The organism is Sphaerimonospora cavernae (assembly GCF_042435035.1).
Lineage (GTDB): Bacteria > Actinomycetota > Actinomycetes > Streptosporangiales > Streptosporangiaceae > Sphaerimonospora > Sphaerimonospora cavernae.
In genome coordinates, this window is the sequence record NZ_JBHMQT010000014.1 from 148,508 (window position 1) to 168,375 (window position 19,868).

The window sequence follows — 19,868 nt, forward strand, 5'->3', positions numbered from 1 at the left end:
GTCCCCCGTCACTGGTTCCCCATGTGGATCCGCAGCTCGCGAAGGCGTTCTACTACCGACAGAACGTCCACCGGCCCCCAGAAGTGCCCCGCTGTCTGCTTGTCCACCAGGCTTGCGAGTGCGACCAGCGCCACCACCGCGGTGGCGGCCGCGATCCCCCATGCCACCCCCGGCGCCGCCCCGTCTCCGGGAATCACGGAGGCGAGCGTCCGCCGCAGTTGGCGGCGCGGCCCCTCCACCCCGGGCCCGGCGCACACCGTCCACAGTGCCACCGCGAGCCCCCAGCTCAGCGCGGCGAGGACCGATGCCGACGGCACCAGCAGGGTCAGCAGCACCGTGACCGGCAGGCCCAGGACCAGTCCGTACGGCACCAGCGCGATCGTGGCGCCGACCGACCTCATGATCGCGTCCGGCCGGCTGAACACCCGGATCAGATCGGCGGGCGAGGCGCCGGCCAACCTTCGGGTGTCGAGCCGCGAATGGGCCATGTCGGCGGCCCGCAGCAGCACGGCGACCGGCAGCATGAGCACCCACACCAGGAGCGGCGCGATGACCGCCGCGCCCATCATCAGCACGAACAGCAGCGCGGCGGCCACGCCGTACGCCTTGGAGTGCCGCGGCACCACGCCGCCCGGCAGCGGCTGCTGGTACGGCCCCTGGTGCTGCTGATTGTGCTGCTGATAGTGCTGCTGGTAGGGCGACTGCATCGGAGGACCGGACATGCCGGGCGACGCGGACGGCGGCGGCATGTGGAGGGTGGGCACGAAGGGGGCCTGCTGCGACTGGGGGATGAGCGGGGTCTGCTCGAAGATCTCCGCGCCCTTCTTGAAGATCTCCGGGGTCTGGTCGACTCCCTTCGGCGGCTGATCCAGGAAGCTCTGCGGAACCACCTGGCGTAACTCTTCGGAGGTGACTCGCCTGGTCGGGATGTCCCCCTCCGGGGAGCCCGCCGGCTGCGCATGGACCGGACCGCCGGGCCCGATGCCTGCGCGGCGCAGATCTTCACCGGTCACCCGCACGGTCGGGAACGGGTCCCCGCCCTGGGCCGCGGGTGGGGCCGCCCCGGGTCGGACCGGCTGACCGGGCTGACCGGGCTGGATGGGCTGGATGGGCCCGTGAGGGGGCGCGGGATCGCCCCCGCGCCCGGCGTTGCCCCGGAACACGGGGGTGTCCATGATCTCAGGCCCGTTCCCCTGGCCCCAGGCACCGGGCGCCATCGCGCCGCCGGGGACTGGGGGGGCCGGGGAGCTGCGGAGGGCGGAGGTGCCGTCGAGGCTGGGCGGGTCCGCGAGCAGCGAGACGAACTCCCCCTGCCCCGGACCGGCGGTGCCGCCACCGGAAGTGCCGCCTCCTGAAGTCCCGGGACCGGGCGTGGGCCGGCCGCCGGTGTCATCGACGTTCGGCACGGTGGTGATCTCGTCGGGCACGCGGGGCCGATCGGCGGTGGGCCGTGTCAGCCTGGCGACCCAGTCGGCCAGCTCCACCGCGCTCGGCCGCCTCGCCGGATCGCGCTGGAACGCCGCACGCAGCATCGGCTGGAGCGGCTCCGGAGCCGCCGCCACGTTGGACCGGCCGGAGGTGATGTTGTAGAAAATCATCTCCAGCGTGCCCTTGCCGAACGGCGGCTGACCGGTCGCGGCGAACAGCAGCGTGCCGGCCCAGGCGTGCACGTCGACCTCCGGACCTGCCTCGTGCCCCTCGATGATCTCCGGGGCGAGGTAGCCGGGGGTGCCGATGAACATCCCGGTCTGGGTCAGCCGGGTGGCGTCGGCGCCCTGGGAGATGCCGAAGTCGATGAGCACCGGGCGACCGTCCAACATCAGCACGTTGCCCGGCTTGAGATCGCGGTGGACGACCCCGGCCGCGTGCACGGCCGCCAGCGCCTCGGCGACGCCGCCCGCCACCTTGAGCAGGGCGTCCAGAGCCAGCGGGCCGTCCTGCTTGACGATCTCGTCGAGTGGCCGTCCGGGCACGTACCGCGTCACGATGTACGGCCGCAGGCCGGTGACGTCGGCGTCCAGGACCTCCGCGACGTGCGGGCTGCGCACCCGCCGCATCGTCTCGACCTCACGCGACAGCCGCCTGCGCGCGACGTCGTCCCCCGTCACCTCCGAACGCAGGACCTTTACGGCCACCTCCCTGCCGCGCGGGTCGAGGGCGAGGTGGACCACACCCATGCCACCCTCACCGAGCCGCCGCAGCAGCCGGTACGGTCCCAGCCGGTCGTCCTGATTCATTGTCTAAGCACCATACCGACTAAAAGAACGCCCATGAGCGCACCAACGCGCCACATCCCTGCTCCGGTAAACGGCAGGCGCGGGCCGGTGGTTTCCCAGGGATCCCCAGAGGATGGTCAGAGCGTGAGCGAGAGGATCTCCGCGTTCGTCGTGTTGACCAACTCCTCCCCGGAAAGTGCCAGCTTGGAACGGCGAACGCCACTGCCGATCACGATGAACGGCCGGTCGATCACATTTCGGTCAACGAGCACCGGCCACTCCTCGGGCAGCCCGATCGGAGTGATGCCGCCGTACTCCATCCCGGTCAGCGCGACGGCCTCCGGCTGGGGCGCGAACGACGCCTTCTTTGCCCCCAGGTGGCGGCGGATGACCCCGTTGATGTCCGCCCGGTGTGTGGCGAGGACCACGACGGCCGCATGGCGGGTCTCGCCGCCCCGCTTGGCCGCGACGACGACGCAGTTCGCCGACTCCTCCAGGGCCACGCCGTACCGTTCGCAGAACGCGGCGGTGTCCGCGAGCTCGGCGTCGATGGGGGCGACCCGCGCGGCCACGCCCTTGGCGGTGATCGCCTTGGCCACCGGCTCGGCGAGCAGGTCGAGGCCGTCGTCGACGGGCATCCAGTCGAGAGTCAATTCAGCCCTCCTTGATCACACGTTCGTGCAGCTGAGTGACCACCTTACGGGGCGGATTCCACGGCACCGGATCAGCCGTAGGCGCCGCTGCCGCACGCCACCTGACCGCCGATCATCGAGAAGATCCCGAAAAGCGCCATGATGTCGTGGTAGTCGCCCGTCGTGAACTCGGTGTGCCGTGGGCCGACCTGCTTCACGCCCGGGATGATCGCGCAGGCCGCGGCGATCGCCGTGGAGCTCCACTCGACGCCCAGCGTGTACGGCGAGGCCACCACATAAGGCTTGAAATCGGACAGCCGATCGAGCGCCCGGGCGGCGCCGTCCCTGATCTGGCGGTGGGCCACGCTCGGCGGCAGCAGTTCGGCGGAGAACCTGTCGATGCCCTTCTTGACCGCGACGGCCTCGACGTCGCCGAGCAGATCCCGGGCCTCCTCGCAGACCGCCTCGTCACCCGCGACGAGCGCCACCGGTACACCCAGCGATCCGGCGAATCCGGCGACCAACCTGGTCTCGCCGCAGATCTCGCCGTTGAGGTGGACGTTGTGGATCTCCTTGCCCATCCACGTGTGGTTGAGCACGCCATGCCGTACGCCCGCTCTGGCGTGATAGCCGGCGAAGCAGGCGGCGGCGAAGTCGCGTGACAGCCCCTGTCCCATGCGGTGCGGCTTGCCCGGCCCCCGGATCAGCGTGGCCCGCTCGTCGAGCAGGTCGATCCTGAGGTTCTTGGTCGAACCGTGGGCATCGTTGACGAGCACGGCCTGCGCCCCCGCGTCGAACACCCCCCGGATCACCGCGTTGGCGTCCCCCGTCATCAGCTCGCAGCCGCGTTCGTAGCCGCGGCCGCCCGCGTGCATCTCCTCCGGATCGGTGAGCCCGGTGACGCCCTCCATGTCCACCGATAGATAGATCTTCATCTCGTTATATCCCCCATGTCTCCACCCGGCGGGCCTCATCCCCGTTCATCGTTAAGTGGTGATGACCTGGCCCTTCAGCGGGCCTCCCACGGCCGAGCCGCAGCCGCCCTCGCGCACATGGCGGGGCGGCGACGAGCCGGTGAACTCAGTGGCCGGTGAATTTGGGGCGGCGCTTCTCGGTGAAGGCGGTCATGCCCTCCCGCGCGTCATCGGTCGCGAACAGGCCGGAGAACTGGAGCCGCTCGATCTCCAGGCCGGTGTCGAGGTCGGTCTCCAGTCCCTGGTCGATCGCCTGCTTGGCGGCCCGTACGGCCGCCACCGGCCCCTGCGCGAAGGTGGCGGCCAGCTCCAGGGCGGCCGTGTAGACCTCCACATCGGGCACCACCCGGTCGACCAGGCCGATGGCGAGGGCCTCGGCGGCGTCCACGTGCCGGCCCGTGAAGATCAGGTCTTTCGCCTTGGCGGGGCCGACGAGGCGGGGCAGGCGCTGAGTCCCCCCGGCGCCCGGGACGATGCCCAGCGTGATCTCGGGCTGACCGAGCTTGGCGCTCTCCCCCGCCACCCGGAAGTCGGCGCACAGGGCGAGCTCGCAGCCGCCGCCCAGGGCGTACCCGGTGATCGCCGCGATGACCGGCTTGCCGACACGGGCGACCGCGGTGAAGCAGTCCTGCAGGGAACGTGACCGGACCGCCATCTCCGCGTACGACATGCCGGCCATCTCCTTGATGTCCGCCCCGGCGGCGAACGACCGCTCACCTCCATAGATGATGACGGCGTGCGCCTCGGGGTCCGCGTCGACCAGCCGCGCCGCCTCCGCGATCTCCTCCTGCACCTGCCGGTTCAGCGCGTTCAGCTTCGGCCGGTCCACCCGGATGGTGGCGATATGGTCGGCGATCTCCACGCTGACGAACTCACCCATGCGCCATCACCCTTCCACCGGCTCGACCGGCCGCTTCGACTTCTTCGTCAGGCACCACCCTAGGACGGTGATCAGGTGCGCTCAGCGCAGGGTGCCGTTGGTCATCCCGACCGGCTCCTCGGGTACGACGATGAGCCCCAGCTCGGCGGGCGACGCCATCAGCGCGTGGAACGGGACGGCCCGGACGGTGTACCCGAACGCTCCGGTCCGATCCAGCGGCACCACACCGGTGTAGTGCGCCCGCCCGTCGTCGCCGACCCCGTCCGGCTTCAGCGTCACGTGGTCGGGGGCGATCAGCTCGTCGTGCACGCCGACCCTGCCGTAGGCCGCCTGGACCCGCAGGTCCTCCGGGGACAGCTCGCCCAGCGCGATCGTCGCCCGCACCTCCAGGCGCGCCCCCAGTTCCGGGGTGTCCCCGATGCCGGTGGCCTCGACGTGTTCGACCCGCACGCCCGGCCAGGCCCGGGTGACCCGCAGCTTCCACGCGGCGAACAGCTTCGCGTTCTCGTACGCGTCGCCGGCGAGCGTGCGGGCCGAGCGGGCGGCGGGAGCGTACAGGTCCATGACGTACCCGCGGAGCATCCGCCCGGCGAGGACCTTCGGCCCGAGCGAGCTCAGCGTGTGCTTGACCATCTCCAGCCACCGGCGCGGCAGCCCGTCGGCGGCCCGGTCGTAGAACCGGTCGGCCACCTCACGCTCGATCAGGTCGTACAGCGCGGCCGCCTCGAGCTCGTCACGCCGGTCGGGGTCGTCGACACCGTCGGCGCTGGGGACGGCCCAGCCGTTGTTGCCGTCGTACCACTCGTCCCACCAGCCGTCCCGGATGGAGAGGTTGAGGCCGCCGTTGAGCGCGGCCTTCATGCCGGAGGTGCCGCACGCCTCCAACGGGCGCAGCGGGTTGTTCATCCACACGTCGGAGCCGGTCACGAGGAACTGCGCGAGGGCCATGTCGTAGTCCGGCAGGAACACGATGCGGTGCCGCACGTCCTCCTCGTCGGCGAACCGCACGATCTGCTGGATGAGCTTCTTGCCGCCCTCGTCGGCCGGGTGGGACTTTCCGGCGATCACGATCTGCACCGGCTTGTCCGGGTCGAGCAGCAGGCGCCTGAGCCGCTCGGGATCGCTGAGCATGAGCGTGAGCCGCTTGTACGACGGCACGCGCCGGGCGAAGCCGATGGTCAGCGCCTCGGGGTCGAGCGCCTCGTCGACCCAGCCCAGCTCGGCCTCGGCCGCGCCCCGCTGCCGCCAGGACCGTCTGAGCCGCTTGCGCGCCTCGGCCACCAGGCGGGCGCGCAGGTCGCCGCGGATCCGCCAGATGTCGGAGTCGGGGAGCCTGCGTACGCGGTCCCAGCCCTCCATGCCCTCCCGGCCCGCCTCGGCGCCCACGAGCTCGATGATCTCGCGGCCGACCCAGGTGGGCGCGTGCACGCCGTTCGTGATCGACCCGATCGGCACCTCGTCGACGTCGAAGCCCGGCCACAGGCCGCGGAACATCTCCCGGCTGACGTGGCCGTGCAGCTCGGACACGCCGTTGACCCGCTGGGCCAGCCGCATGCCCATGACGGCCATGTTGAAGACGGCCTTGTCGGAGTCGGGGCCCTCGGGCTCGGCGCCGAGCTCCAGGATCCGGTCCACGCTCACGGTCGGCCACGCGTTGTCCCCGCCGAACTGCCTGGCGATCATGTCCATCGGGAATCGGTCGATCCCGGCGGGGACGGGGGTGTGGGTGGTGAAGACGGTGCCCGCGCGGACGGCCTCGAGCGCCTCCTCGAAGGACAGCCGGGCCTCCGTGAGCTCGCGGATGCGCTCCAGGCCGAGGAAACCGGCGTGGCCCTCGTTGGTGTGGAACACCTCGGGATCGGCATGGCCGGTGATCCGGCAGTAGACGCGCAGCGCGCGGACGCCGCCGATGCCGAGCAGAAGTTCCTGCATCAGCCGGTGATCGCCGCCGCCGCCGTAGAGCCGGTCGGTCACGTCCCGGGCCGCCGTGTCGTTCTCGGCGACGTCGGAGTCGAGCAGCAGCAGCGGCACCCGGCCGACCTGCGCCACCCAGATCTGCGCGTGCAGCATGCGGGAGCCCGGCAGGCCGACGACGACCTTGGCGGGGGTGCCGTCCTCCTCCTTGAGCAGGGTGAGCGGCAGCCCGCCCGGGTCGAGCGAGGGGTAGTGCTCGAGCTGCCAGCCCTCCTCTGACAGCGACTGGGTGAAGTAGCCGTGCCGGTAGAGCAGACCGACGCCGAGGATGGGCACTCCGAGGTCGCTGGCCGCCTTCAGGTGGTCTCCGGCCAGGATGCCGAGGCCGCCGGAATACTGCGGCAGGGCGGCGGCGATGCCGTACTCGGGGGAGAAGTAGCCGATGGCGGCGGGCGCGCCTTCCAGCGACTGGTACCACCGCGGCGCGCTCATGTACTCGCGCAGGTCGTCGGCCGCGTCCGCCAGCCTGCGCAGGAAGCGCCGGTCCTGGGCGAGCTCCTGCAGCCGGTCGGCCTCGACGGCGCCGAGCAGTGCGACGGGATCGTGCTCGACCCGCTCCCAGACCTCGGGATCCACCTCGGCGAACAGGTCCATCGTCTCCGGATGCCACGACCACCGGAGGTTGCGGACCAGCTCGCCGAGCGGTGCGAGCGGGGCGGGAAGAACGGTGCGAACGGTGAACCTGCGGATTGCTCTCACGGGGCCAGACCCTAGTTACTCAGCGCCACGACGCGCGACCGAAACACTCTTGTCCATCCCAGGGGAAGCCCGCCGGCCAGGTCGCAAAAGATCCACATGATGCTCCCCGGCTCCCCCTGACCTTCCTGCAAACTTCCCTAACCACCAATAACCGGCACAAACCCCACCAAACTACACTCACCTACATGATGCCCATCGCGATGGCACGGCGGGCTCCGTAATGATCGATCTCCCGAGAAGGGCGGCCCAAACGCGGAGTGGCCGGCGAAGCCCTCATCGCACACAAGCAGGTGATGCCTTTCGTCGGCAGGGGTAACAGAGGACTATTGGGGCACCTCCTGTAGGAAGACGAACGGGCCCGGCGCCGAGCCCGTTCGTGCTGCGCGGCTCACGCCGCCCCCGTACGGGTCCAGCGGAGAAACTTGCAAAAGTAAAGATCCATGCTTGCTTCGGAAAATTCGGCGGTACCGTGTGTGCCGCCCCTAAGTTGAGTGGCGATGATCGGAAGAATTCCCATCCAGGACATCCAGCCCGTCGTGGACTGCGGGCGCCGGCCCGCCAAGGCGGCCGCCGGCGAGACCTTCGAGATCAGCGCGACCGTGTTCCGCGAGGGACACGACGCGGTGGCCGCGGGCGTCGTGCTCATCGACCCCGACGGCAAACCGGGTCGCCTGCTGCCGATGCGCGAAGGAGCCCCCGGCACCGACCGGTGGATCGTGGAGGTGTCGCTGCCGACGGAAGGACCGTGGCAGTTCCGCGTCGAGGCCTGGGGTGATCCCATCGCCACCTGGCTGCACGACGCGGGCATCAAGATCCCGCGCGGCATCGACGCCGACCTCATGTGCGAGGAGGGCGCGCGGCTGTTCGAGCGGGCGGCCAAGGCCGTACGACCCGCCGACTGCCCCGCCGTACCGGCCGGCACACCGCCGAAGTCAACCGCGTCGAAGTCGGCACAGGGAGCCGAGCGCGGCCGGGCGTGCGGGCACCGGGCGGCGCTGCTGACGGTCGCGGCGCGGCTGCGCGACGAGGGCGTCGACCCGCGTGCCCGGTTCTCGGTGGCGCAGTTGCCGGAGACCGCCGCGCTGATCGCGGCGCATCCCCTGCGTGATCTGCTCACCCGGTCGGGCCGCATACGTGTGCGGGTGGATCGGCGGCGGGCGCTGTTCGGCTCGTGGTACGAGTTCTTCCCGCGCTCCGAAGGCGCGGCGATCGAGAAGGACGCTCCCCCCACATCCGGAAATTTCCGGACGGCGCAGCAGCGACTGGCCGCCATCGCCCAGATGGGGTTCGACGTCGTCTATCTCCCCCCGATCCACCCGATCGGCGTCCAGTTCCGCAAGGGACGCAACAACACGCTCACGCCCGATCCGTACGACCCGGGGTCGCCCTGGGCGATCGGCTCGGAGGATGGCGGGCATGACGCGATCCACCCCGATCTCGGCACGATCGAGGACTTCGACGCCTTCGTGGCGCGGGCCCGCGAGCTCGGCATGGAGATCGCGCTCGACCTCGCCCTGCAGTGCTCCCCCGACCATCCCTGGGTGAAGGATCACCCGGAGTGGTTCAACATCCGGGCCGACGGAAGCATCGCGTACGCGGAGAACCCGCCGAAGAAATATCAGGACATCTACCCGCTGAATTTCGACAAGGACCCCGAGGGGATCTACGCCGAGGTGCGGCGGGTGATCCGGCACTGGATGGACCACGGCGTACGGATCTTCCGGGTGGACAACCCGCACACCAAACCGGTCGCGTTCTGGGAGCGGCTGCTGGCCGACATCCAGGAGACCGATCCCGACGTGCTGTTCCTGGCCGAGGCGTTCACCCGGCCGCCGATGCTGCGGACGCTGGCGATGATCGGCTTCCACCAGTCGTACACGTACTTCACCTGGCGCAACTCCAAGCCGGAGTTGGAGGACTACCTGGCGGAGCTGAGCCGGGAGACCTCGCACTACCTGCGGCCGAACCTGTTCGTGAACACGCCCGACATCCTGCACGAGTACCTGCAGCACGGAGGCATGCCGGCCTTCAAGATCCGCGCCGTGCTGGCCGCGCTCATGTCACCGGCCTGGGGCATCTACTCTGGTTACGAACTGGGCGAGAACGCCCCAGTACGGCCAGGTAGCGAGGAATACCTCGATAGCGAGAAATATCAATATAAGCCGCGTGACTGGGCCGCAGCAGAGCGGGAGGGTCGGAGCCTTGCCCCATTCATTACCCGGCTCAATTTGTTGCGAAGAGCCCACCCGGCACTCCAGGAATTGCGTAACCTACGGTTCCACAACGTCGACCAGCCGGACCTGATCTGCTTCTCAAAGCGACTGTCCGGCGCCTATGACACGGCCACACGAAGGCACGGGCTAGGCGATGTCATGCTGGCCGTCGTCAATCTGGATCCGCACAACACTCACGAGGCGACGGTCCGGTTGGACATGCCCGCCCTCGGTCTCGACTGGCAAGCCGAGTTCGTCGTGGACGACCAACTGTCGGGCGAGTCGTACCGCTGGGGGCAGGTCAACTACGTGCGCCTCGACCCGCACATCAATCCCGCACACGTTTTCACGCTTCGCCAAGGGTGAGCCCATCGCCCGTGAGCGCGGCCCTGCACATTCTGGGGAGTCCACAGGTGAGCTCGACACCTCAACCAAGCCACAGCCAGCCCGTCCCGAACACCTTCACCCATGAGAAGCCGCGGGATCAGTACTGGTTCAAGAGAGCCGTCTTCTACGAGGTGCTGATCCGCGGTTTCGCCGACTCCAACGGGGACGGCACCGGCGACATCCGCGGGCTGATCGACAAGCTCGACTACCTCCAGTGGCTGGGCGTCGACTGCCTCTGGCTGCTGCCGCTGTACGAGTCGCCCCTCCGAGACGGCGGGTACGACATTTCCGACTATATGAAGATCCTCCCGGAGTTCGGCGACCTGGCGGACTTCATCCGGTTGGTCGACGAGGCGCACAAGCGCGGCATCCGGGTGATCGCCGACCTCGTCATGAACCACACAAGTGACCAGCACCCGTGGTTCCAGGCCTCGCGCTCCGACCCCGACGGCCCGTACGGCGACTTCTATGTCTGGAGCGACACCGACGAGGAGTACCCGGACGCCCGGATCATCTTCATCGACACCGAGTCGTCCAACTGGACGTACGACCCGGTACGCGGCCAGTACTACTGGCACCGCTTCTTCCACCACCAGCCCGACCTCAACTATGAGAACCCGGACGTGCAGGACGCGATGATGGAGGTCATCCGGTTCTGGCTCGACCTCGGCATCGACGGGTTCCGGCTCGACGCCATCCCCTACCTGTTCGAGCAGGAGGAGACCAACTGCGAGAACCTGCCGCAGACCCACGCCTACCTCAAGAAGGTCCGGGCCGACGTGGACCGGCTCTATCCGGACCGGGTCCTGCTGGCGGAGGCCAACCAGTGGCCGGCCGACGTGGTCGAGTACTTCGGCGACCCGGTCACCGGCGGCGACGAGTGCCACATGGCGTTCCACTTCCCACTGATGCCGCGCATCTTCATGGCCGTACGACGCGAGTCCCGCTACCCGATCTCGGAGATCCTGGCCCAGACACCCAAGATTCCTGAGAACTGCCAGTGGGGCATCTTCCTGCGGAACCATGACGAGCTCACGCTCGAGATGGTGACCGACGAAGAGCGCGACTACATGTACTCCGAGTACGCCAAGGACCCGCGGATGCGGGCGAACGTCGGCATCCGCCGCCGCCTGGCGCCGCTCCTCGACAACGACCGCAACCAGATCGAGTTGTTCACGGCGCTGCTGCTCAGCCTGCCCGGCTCGCCCGTGCTGTACTACGGCGATGAGATCGGCATGGGCGACAACATCTGGCTGGGCGACCGCGACGGGGTCCGCACGCCGATGCAGTGGACCCCGGACCGCAACGCCGGCTTCTCCACCTGTGATCCCGGCCGCATCTACCTGCCGGTGATCATGGACCCGATCTACGGCTATCAGGCGATCAACGTCGAGGCGCAGCAGAAGCACGGCGGCTCACTCCTCCACTTCACCAAGCGGATGATCGAGATCCGCAAGCGCCACCCGGTGTTCGGCCTCGGCGAGTTCACCGAACTGAACTCCTCCAACCCCAGCGTGCTCGCCTTCGTCCGCGAACTGGGCGACGACCGGGTGCTGTGCGTCAACAACCTTTCCCGCTTCCCCCAGCCGGTGGAGCTCGACCTGCGCAGGTTCGAGGGCGCCACGCCGGTGGAATGCATGGGTGGAGTTCCCTTCCCGCCGATCGGCGAGCTTCCGTATCTTTTGACGCTTCCCGGGCATGGGTTCTACTGGTTCACCCTGCCCGCGATCCAGAGGGCGGCCGGCTCGAAGGAGGAATGACGACTGCACTGCATGGGCTTCTCGCCGGCTGGCTCACCGAGCAGCGGTGGTTCGCCGGCAAGGGCCACACCATCGACGACCTGTCCATCGACTCCCTGACCGAGATCCGCTCAGGCGACCCGGGGCTGGTCCACCTGATCGTGTCCGTACGGCAGGCCGACCGGCGGACGCGTTACCAACTGCTGGCCGGTCTGCGCACCGAGCTGCCCGACCGGCTGAGGCACGTCCTGATCGGAAACTGCCACTGGGCCGACGACGGCGAGCGGTATGTCTATGACGCCGCCCACGACGCCTCGCTCACGGCCGCTCTGCTGGAGGGCATGGCGGCCGGGCTGCGGGTGGGAGATCTCGCCTTCCATCACGTGCCGGACACGGAGATCGACACCTCGCAGCGGAGCCTCGTGCTGACGGCCGAGCAGTCCAACACGTCGCTGGTCTACGGCGACAAGTACATCCTCAAGCTGTTCCGCCAGCTCACCGCGGGAGTGAACCCGGAGCTGGAGATCGTCACCGGCCTGGCCACCGCGGGTTCGGCCCACGTGGCCAGGCCGTACGGCTGGATCGAGACCCGGCTGGACGGCGAGCCGACCACCCTGGCGATCATGCAGGAGTTCCTGTCGAACGCGGGCGACGGCTGGACGATGGCGCTGACCAGCGTCCGGGATCTCTACGCGAGCCCGGAGGACATGCCGGCGGAGGAGGCCGGCGGTGATTTCGCCGCCGAAGCCTTCCGGCTCGGTACGGCCACGGCCGAGGTCCACCGCCAGCTCGCCGAGGCGTTCCCTACGGGGACGATCGAGCCGTCCGACATCAAACAGATGAGCGAGCTGCTCCGCCGGCGCCTGGACCGGGCGGTCGCCGAGGTGCCGGCGCTCGGCGAGCACGCGGACGTCGCGGGCCACGCGTTCGACCGGCTGGCGGAGCTCGGGCACAGCGTGCCCGTCCAGCGGGTGCACGGCGACTACCATCTCGGTCAGGTGATGCGCACCCTGGTCGACTGGGTGGTGCTGGACTTCGAGGGCGAGCCGGGCCAGCCGCTGGCCGAGCGCCGCGCCCTCGACTCACCACTGCGTGACGTCGCCGGGATGCTGCGGTCGTTCGACTACGCCGCCCGGCACCTGCTGGCCGACCATCCGGAGGCCGAGTCGCTGGAGGGCCGGGCCCTGGAGTGGTCCGCCCGCAACCGGGCCGCCTTCCTGGCGGGCTACTCCGAGGGCGGCGGCCGGGTCCGCGGCGACGACGCCGTCCTGCTGCGGGCGCTGGAGCTGAGCAAAGCGGTCTACGAGGTCGTCTACGAGTCGCGCAACCGCCCCACCTGGCTCCCCATCCCCCTCGCCGCCTTCACGTCGCGCTGAGACCGTCTTCTCGGGTGATGATCAGCTCCAGCCTGTGGTGGAGCTTGAAGTCGGTGAAATGCGGTAGAAGGTGCGAGTCGCCGTCCACCACTCCCGATCGGTGAAGCGCCCCGTGATCCGGCCCATCATGCAGAAGAAGAGATGCACATCCCAGTACAGGCCTCTCCTGCCTAGTTCCAGTCCCGCCGTGTAGGGCCGGTAGTCGGGGAGGTCCATATCTCCGCCTTCCTCGAAGGGTGGGCTGACGTCACCGATCCGCTCTCCGTCGTAGTTGAGGTACAGCGGCTCAAGTCCTTCGCCTACTTCCCCCGCAAAGTACATCTCGAAGACGCGTCGCTCTCCCAGATTGTGGATCACGGGGTGGAACGAGTAGGTGCCGAAGACGAAGATGTGTGTCCATCCAGGCGCGTGCGGTCCCATCCAAATCGCCTTCTCCGGCAGTCCCTCGTAAGTCTCGAACACGGTTTTCAGGTCGCACTCCAGACGCGAGCTCGGATCAACCCTGAGCAGCCGGGCCAGCTCCTCCTGGTCGTCGCCTTCCGCCCAGAGGGCGTGGAACCCGAGTTCGAGCAAGTACCCGTACTCGACCAGCAGGTCCCACTGGTTTTCCATGGGAAGCGCCTGCTCGAGATTTAGCATGTTGTGATTCCTTGCATTGATCTGAATCGCCATGGAATTACGGGGTTGCCGGGCGCGAGCCCCGACAACCCCGTGTTTTATCTATAGGATATCAGTTTACGACCTTCACCCAGAATGGACTGTCGCTGACCTTGGTAATGGTGTTGACAGGGTCATAGGTGAGAAGCCGGTAATGGCCATAGAACGCCTTGAGCGCATTTCCATGCAGCCAGTTATGGTCTGCCCGAACCCCCTGAACAGAGTAGTTAATCTTATCTTTTGCGGCCCCTTCCTGTGTGGAGGCGAATGGGTACTCGTCACACTGCACCCTTGTATAGCCGTATTTTACGTAGACATCCGAGGTGTAGTACTTGCAATAGTTTGATCCGTAAGAGTTGCCCATGGAGAAGTTGTCTTGGGGCACCGAAAACGCATGCTGGGAGAAGATCTTCCGGTTATCATCGTACCCCTTGTCGGTACCCCTCCACAGGGCGGCGCCCTCAGGGGTATTCGGCGGCTTCGCGTAGTTGCCCGGAATGACCTTCGATAGTTCGTTCCACAGCGGCCCCTTAACCGGCGGGAGGTTGACATCCCGTCCGGCGGTCGTGTCTCCCGGGCGGTACGGCGGGTAAGTGCCAGCGTTCGTCGCCGGGTTCAGCGCCTTCTCGATATGCAGGATGACGTCCAGGAATTCATAATCCCTGGACTTAGACATCGTGAACACCCGATCGGCCCGGATGTAGATACAGCCGCCAGTATTCGCACCCTCCTTATTGGCAACTCCGAGCTTCTTCCAGTCGCAGCGGAAACTGGGGGACCACAGGGTGCTAGTCGGAACGCCATGTCCCCACCGCACCACACCTAGACGCTTGCCCGCTTCGCTGAGGAGTTCCTGATCCCACAGAGGAAGTCGTCCTTTGTCCTCCTTGCTTTCCTCGTTCTCCTTGTACCGGGCGATGGCGGGCATGATGGAGCAGACTTCTCTGTCGTGTGCCTCCGGCTTGGGTGTGATGAGCAAGTACTCGAGATACGGTGTCGCGCGCCAGCCCGCGATACTCTTGAGCTCGGTCGGATCCCCCTGCTGGATTTGGCATCCTTGCGTGGCGAGGTCGAATTCAATCTTGACATCGTCCAGTTCATCATCCAATTCGGTGCGGCGGAACCCCGTATTGTAGATGCCGAAATCGGTGAGCTTCAGCCAGAACTTGATGTTCTGCGGCTTCATGCCAGCGCTGGCAGCTCCGCCCTTGTAGATGGCGTTCCCTGTGGAGTCTCCGATGTAGGTGTGCGCCACCCAGGTTGCCCGGAAGGCGAATACGTCGCCAGGGTGCAACTGATCCACCAGCATCGCTGGTATTCTCAGTGGACCGGGGAATAGTTTGACCCACTTTTTCGTCGCCGGCTTGCGCTTCTTTCGACCGCCGTCGTCCTCTTCCTCCCATCCTCCGTACCCGATCCAAGCGGTCCAGCAGGCGGAGTGCGGGCGCTCCTGCATACGAGAATACGAATCGACTAACCTGGGCGCCCTGGTGGTGGCGTAGCAGTCCTCCAGCGATGGGTGCTCGTACCTGAAGTTGCCTGCTGTGGCCGTGGTCACGGTCGGCGCTACGGATGCCCGAGTCTGGGACGGCTGGGCAACCGGGTTCGTCAGGAGGGCAAGGACTCGCACGGCGTCAAGGGGCCGCTGGTAGATCTGGACGTCGTCCAGGCCGCCCTGCATCCTGCTGCCCAGCGTCATGGCGGTGTCAGCGTTCCACGCCGTGAAGCTCACCGGCTCGGTCTTGATCAGCGTTCCGTTGAGGTGCAGCGAGGCGGTCTTGGCCGCCGCGTCGTACACGCCCGCCAGGTGGAACCACTCATCCGCCGGTGGCTCTACGCCGGAGCGCACACCCTCGACTGTCGCGTCGGCGGTGTCGGCGCTGGTGAAGGTGAACACCAGTCCGTGCTCGGGATCGTTACCGAGCCGGAAGGGTGCCTGGTGGCTTCCCCTCTGCTCGATGACGCTGTAGTCCCCGTTGGCGTCACTCCAGCGCAGCCAGGCGGCGATGGTGAAGCTCTGGTCGGTGCGGATCACCGGGCCGGTGGTCTGTGCCAGCGGCTCTTCCCCAGGCTGCACGACATCGATGGTGATCTGTTGCCAGTCCGACCAGGGCGAGGATGCCTGCTCGGTGACCGCGCGGGCCCGCCAGCGGACCTTCCACCCGTCGGCCAGTTTCCCGGCCAGGACGGTCACCGATGCCTGGGTGCCGGTGGCCGCCGCGGGTGAGGTACCGGCCCAGATCTGCCCGGTCCCCTGGCCTTGCGGGGCGGCCGGGTCGTGCTCGATTTCGAACTCGCCGGTCAGGTCGCCGCCGGCGGCATCGGACACCACGGCTGCGAGTTGCGGGGTGAGCGAGCCGACGACGGTGGCGCCGTCCACCTCCTGCGCGGGAGAGATCGCCGGTCCGCTGATCGTGGGAGCGGACGCGGGTCCGCTGGTGGTGATGGTCAGCTTCGGCGGGACGTTGAAGTCGGTGTTCTCCGAGGCGGTGAACACCCGGAAGTTGTCGACGTTGGTCTCGCCGGGCGATTTCAGCACCAGGCCGTGGTTTGCCGCGCCGGCGGCCCAGTCCTGGGCGATGCCGGTGACGTTCCACTCCATGACGTCGGGCCAGGTGGCGCAGTTCTGGTTGACGCCCTTGGTGTTGGCCGACGCGTCCTCGGCGGTGAAGGCGGGCTTGTTCGCCCAGTGCACGTTGTCCGGATCCCAGGCGCTGGTGAGGCGGGCGACCTGGATGCCGGCACCGACCTTGGCGCCGCAGTTCGGCGCGTCGATGGTGTTCATCGACAGCGTGGCATCGGTCACCGTGCTGCCCGCCAGGCCCACGGTGTCGAACTTCAGGTGCACCCGGTGCTTGAACCCGCCGCGCTGGGTGCCGGCCATCAGGAACGGACTGGTCGGGTCGGCCGGCCAGTCGGCGTCGCTGTAGGAGTCCACCTCGACGTCGGAGCTGAGTGGCAGCGTGACCGCCGGGTCCACCCGCACCGGATAGGTGGTGCCGGGGTCGGTCAGCCACGCGTGATCCGGCTTGAGCACCAGCTCAGTGCGGCCGCCCTTGACGACCACGTCCGTGGCGACCTTGGCGTGCCGGGCCAGCGGGAGACGGCCCTTGGCGCTGCCGTCCCACATGACCGGCTGCGGCGCCGAGGCCACCACCGTCTTCTTGCTATTGCCGGCCTTGAGCAGCAGGCGTCCGCCCTTGCCCTCGGTCAGGGTCAGGCCTCCGGCCTCCACCCCGATCCGGATCTCCAACGGCTTGGCCGGCCGCTCCCGCAGCACCACATCGTGCCGGAACCCGGTCGGCAGCACCGTGACCACCAGATCAGCGCCCTTACCGGCCGCGTCGGTGAACGTGGCCACGTTCTTACTCACGGTGGGCTTGGGCAGCGGGGACGGCCAGCGCAACCCGTACGACCCCCCTTCGGAGGTCATCTTCACAAAGGCGCCCGTACCACCGGTGGAGATCTCCACGGCCGCGCCCTCGGCGAGGGCCTTAGGCCGCAGCACACCGCCCTGCTCGGCCAAGGTGGTGTCGACCGGCACCCACTTACCGCCCTGCTTGGCTCGCACCGGACCAGCCGTAACCTCGGTCTTGAACGTCTTCCCGTCAGGCTGGGCGTAGGTGATGCTGGTTGCGGTCGTTAGGTCAGCGACTTCGACCTGCTTGCCCTGGGTTGCGGCCGCCTCGGAGGTAACGACCAGGGCCTGGGAGGGCGTATTGGATACCCCGTGCCCATTCTTTCCTTCGATCCACGCCGCTGTGTCATTGAGCGTCGCGTCATGGCCTCTGCCCGAGGAATCGCCGGTCGTACGGCCGTTCCCTTCGTCGAACTTCCAGTGGCCCGCAGCCTGCCTTGGAGTATTGAAGGACCACGTGTATGAGGTCATTATGTTTTCCCACGAGTCGGTCGCATCGGAAACCACCGCGGTATAGGTGGTTCCCGGGCTCAACGCCTGAGCAGGTGTGAACGTCGCCACTGTCTCGGTGCTGTCGTAGGCTACCGTCGCTGTGACTTCGGCCCCGCTGGCATCCTTGAGCACCAGGGTGGCCTCGCTGACCGGCTCGGAGAAGGTGACCTTCAGCTTCGCTTCAAGAGGGACGTCGACAGCACCATTCGCAGGCTCCACAGCGATCACTTGCGGCGCGCCCGTATCCTCACCGGTGCCGTCGTCACCATCGCTGCCCTCGGTGGCGACATCGAGCTCGTCCGCCGTTACCTCGAATTCTTCCCCATCGCGCTGTCCCGCGATCTGACCGGCGAACTCATTGTTGATGATGGTTTGCTCACTGCCCGTCGGCTCATACACCGACCTGGCGCGAGCTTCCTCGAACGTCGGAAGGCTCGTGATGGGGTCGGGCGACATAAAAGTGAAGCCATCGACGACCGGCGGAGGAGGAAGTTCGAAGTCCACCGTGAGGATAGGCGGGTGGAGCGTCCCTTGACAGGCTTCCAGCGGCGTTGTGCTGCAACCGCCGGCCTCCTCGGTTCGGTAGCGTCGCCAGTTGGTCGTATCCGATTCGCTGCCGGCGGTGAGTTGGATGCCGTAGTTGGTGGCGCCGTCCACCCATGCCTGGACGATCTCGTCAACCGAGTGGATCAGGTCCCAGGCGTAGTTGCAGTCACTGCTGTAGGCGCCGTACTCGGTGTCCGCACCCACGCTGGTGACGGACGGCTGGCTGTTCCAGCTCAGTGTCAGCTCATCCCAGTCGGAGGTGATCCGCCGCGCCGTGATGCCGGAACCGACACGCGTTCCGCAGGTGTTGGACAGGTAGTTCCACAGGATCAGGTCGGCGTTCTGCACCGTGCTGCCCGCGAACTCGGCGGGGATGTCGGGGAACTGGAGGTAGCTGCGCCAGCGCACCGTGCCGCTGTTGGACTTGCCGACCAGAATCCGGTCCAGCCTGAAGTTGTCCCAGCTTTCTGGGTATTCGGCGTTGTTGACGAAGGTGTCCATGGCGTCGCCGAGCCACGTCTGGCCGGTGTGGCCCTCCCACCAGTCGGACACCGCGGCGGCCACCGTCACCGGGTAGGTGACCGCCGGGTCGGCCAGGAACGCGGCGTCCGGTGTGAACACCAGAGTTTTGCCGTCTTCACCGAGGGTGACAGCAGCCTTCCCGACCTTGCCCGCTCCCATGGGAGCTTTGGCGTCGGCGGCCTTGGCGTCCTGGATCAGGGTCGGCCGCAGTTCGACGAGCGTCTTGCCGTCCTTGCCCACGATGGTGGGCAGGTTCGCGGTGTTCTTCCCGAAGGACAGGCCTGAGGGCAGGTCTACCGGCACCTTGAAGGAGACCGGACCGGTGGGCCGTTCGGCGATGGTGATCTGCTGCCGGAACCCGGTCGGGTTCGCGGTCACCACCAGATCGCGGCCCCTGCCATAGGCGTTCGAGTAGGTCGCGGTGTTGCCTTTGAGCCGGGGCTCGGGTAACACCGACGGCGCGATGATCTTCGCTGTGGCGTCGGCCGCCCGGCTTTTGAGCAGGGTCTTGTCCCGACCGGCGGACAGGATCAGATCGCCATGCGCGGCCTTGGGCTTGATGACGCCGCCCGTCTCGACGAGGGTGGTGTCGATCGGGGTGAAACCGTCGCCCTTGGCGTTCTTAACCCGGATCGGCTGCGTATGCAGCTCCATCCGGAGGGTCTTGCCGTCCGGGTTGGCGTACAGGGTGGCGGTCTCGGTGTTGCGTTCCGGGATCTGCACCCGCTTGCCGGACCTGGCCGCCTTGCTCTTGGCCGTCTCGATGGCCTTGTCACCTGCTGGAGCTCTGCTGGGCGGCCGGGAGGTGTTCTCCTTGGCCGTCGGCTCGGGGGGCGGGGTGGGTTCTTGAGCCCAAGAGGGTACGGCGGCGAGGCTGACGAACATCGCGGACGCGATGCTCATCACTACAGCGCGGCGGAGAGTGCCTCGGCGTCTGGGACGCGGCTGTCTGGGCGGATCCACCCAGGCAGCGCCCTGGCGGGCTGACGGCGCCACGTGACCCCCACTTCACACATCAACATAAAAGGACATAAACCAGAGCATTCAGCCGGACATGACCACACCTCGTCAAGATCAACGGAAAGTGAACGTCTACCGGGGTGAAAGGACGCACAACGGCGAGAAAGTAAAGGTCAGGGGAAT

General features: G+C 67.6%; 10 protein-coding genes. 3 read left to right on the top strand and 7 right to left on the bottom strand.

The features are described from left to right. Nucleotides 1-8: 8 nt before the first annotated feature. The 5 genes from ACFHYQ_RS09805 to glgP form a co-directional block, all read right to left on the bottom strand. On the bottom strand, nucleotides 9-2,237 hold the full coding sequence (locus ACFHYQ_RS09805) for a serine/threonine-protein kinase (RefSeq protein WP_394300784.1): 2,229 nt from the start codon (nucleotides 2,235-2,237) through the stop codon (nucleotides 9-11). Nucleotides 2,238-2,353: 116 nt separating this feature from the next. Next, nucleotides 2,354-2,869, bottom strand: a complete 516-nt coding sequence (locus ACFHYQ_RS09810; RefSeq protein ID WP_394300785.1) for a YbaK/EbsC family protein — start codon at nucleotides 2,867-2,869, stop codon at nucleotides 2,354-2,356. A 71-nt stretch (nucleotides 2,870-2,940) separates the two neighbouring features. Then, the gene (locus tag ACFHYQ_RS09815; protein WP_394300786.1) at nucleotides 2,941-3,783 is read right to left on the bottom strand and encodes a M55 family metallopeptidase; all 843 of its coding nucleotides are present in this window, start codon (nucleotides 3,781-3,783) and stop codon (nucleotides 2,941-2,943) included. Between the two features lie 145 nt (nucleotides 3,784-3,928). Beyond that, on the bottom strand, nucleotides 3,929-4,702 hold the full coding sequence (locus ACFHYQ_RS09820) for an enoyl-CoA hydratase/isomerase family protein (protein WP_394300787.1): 774 nt from the start codon (nucleotides 4,700-4,702) through the stop codon (nucleotides 3,929-3,931). Between the two features lie 81 nt (nucleotides 4,703-4,783). Further along, nucleotides 4,784-7,375: an alpha-glucan family phosphorylase gene (gene glgP, locus ACFHYQ_RS09825; protein ID WP_394300788.1), complete on the bottom strand. Its 2,592-nt coding sequence runs from the start codon at nucleotides 7,373-7,375 to the stop codon at nucleotides 4,784-4,786. 497 nt (nucleotides 7,376-7,872) lie between these two features. Here glgP and ACFHYQ_RS09830 point away from each other — a divergent pair, with 497 nt between their 5' ends. Genes ACFHYQ_RS09830 through ACFHYQ_RS09840 form a run of 3 tightly spaced genes read left to right on the top strand, consistent with a single transcriptional unit; the run spans nucleotide 7,873 to nucleotide 13,090 of the window. Further along, complete coding sequence (locus tag ACFHYQ_RS09830) at nucleotides 7,873-9,954, top strand: alpha-1,4-glucan--maltose-1-phosphate maltosyltransferase (RefSeq protein ID WP_394300789.1); 2,082 nt, start codon at nucleotides 7,873-7,875, stop codon at nucleotides 9,952-9,954. Between the two features lie 47 nt (nucleotides 9,955-10,001). Beyond that, nucleotides 10,002-11,735: a maltose alpha-D-glucosyltransferase gene (gene treS, locus ACFHYQ_RS09835; protein ID WP_394300790.1), complete on the top strand. Its 1,734-nt coding sequence runs from the start codon at nucleotides 10,002-10,004 to the stop codon at nucleotides 11,733-11,735. Further along, nucleotides 11,732-13,090, top strand: a complete 1,359-nt coding sequence (locus tag ACFHYQ_RS09840; RefSeq protein WP_394300791.1) for a maltokinase N-terminal cap-like domain-containing protein — start codon at nucleotides 11,732-11,734, stop codon at nucleotides 13,088-13,090. Before treS ends, ACFHYQ_RS09840 begins: the two co-directional genes overlap by 4 nt. Before the next feature lie 21 nt (nucleotides 13,091-13,111). On the opposite strand, the gene ACFHYQ_RS09845 is transcribed toward ACFHYQ_RS09840, so the two are convergent. Together ACFHYQ_RS09845 and ACFHYQ_RS09850 are read right to left on the bottom strand one after the other, a co-directional pair. Continuing rightward, complete coding sequence (locus tag ACFHYQ_RS09845; protein ID WP_394300792.1) at nucleotides 13,112-13,762, bottom strand: hypothetical protein; 651 nt, start codon at nucleotides 13,760-13,762, stop codon at nucleotides 13,112-13,114. A 58-nt stretch (nucleotides 13,763-13,820) separates the two neighbouring features. Next, the gene (locus ACFHYQ_RS09850; protein WP_394300793.1) at nucleotides 13,821-19,628 is read right to left on the bottom strand and encodes a DNRLRE domain-containing protein; all 5,808 of its coding nucleotides are present in this window, start codon (nucleotides 19,626-19,628) and stop codon (nucleotides 13,821-13,823) included. Nucleotides 19,629-19,868 lie beyond the last annotated feature (240 nt).

Excerpts from the sequence above, each read along its gene's own strand:
- ACFHYQ_RS09805 (WP_394300784.1), bottom strand. The coding sequence starts at position 2,237 with ATGAATCAGGACGACCGGCTGGGACCGTACCGGCTGCTGCGGCGGCTC.
- ACFHYQ_RS09815 (WP_394300786.1), bottom strand. The coding sequence starts at position 3,783 with ATGAAGATCTATCTATCGGTGGACATGGAGGGCGTCACCGGGCTCACC.
- ACFHYQ_RS09820 (WP_394300787.1), bottom strand. The coding sequence starts at position 4,702 with ATGGGTGAGTTCGTCAGCGTGGAGATCGCCGACCATATCGCCACCATC.
- ACFHYQ_RS09830 (WP_394300789.1), top strand. The coding sequence starts at position 7,873 with ATGATCGGAAGAATTCCCATCCAGGACATCCAGCCCGTCGTGGACTGC.
- ACFHYQ_RS09840 (WP_394300791.1), top strand. The coding sequence starts at position 11,732 with ATGACGACTGCACTGCATGGGCTTCTCGCCGGCTGGCTCACCGAGCAG.
- ACFHYQ_RS09845 (WP_394300792.1), bottom strand. The coding sequence starts at position 13,762 with ATGGCGATTCAGATCAATGCAAGGAATCACAACATGCTAAATCTCGAG.
- ACFHYQ_RS09850 (WP_394300793.1), bottom strand. The coding sequence starts at position 19,628 with ATGAGCATCGCGTCCGCGATGTTCGTCAGCCTCGCCGCCGTACCCTCT.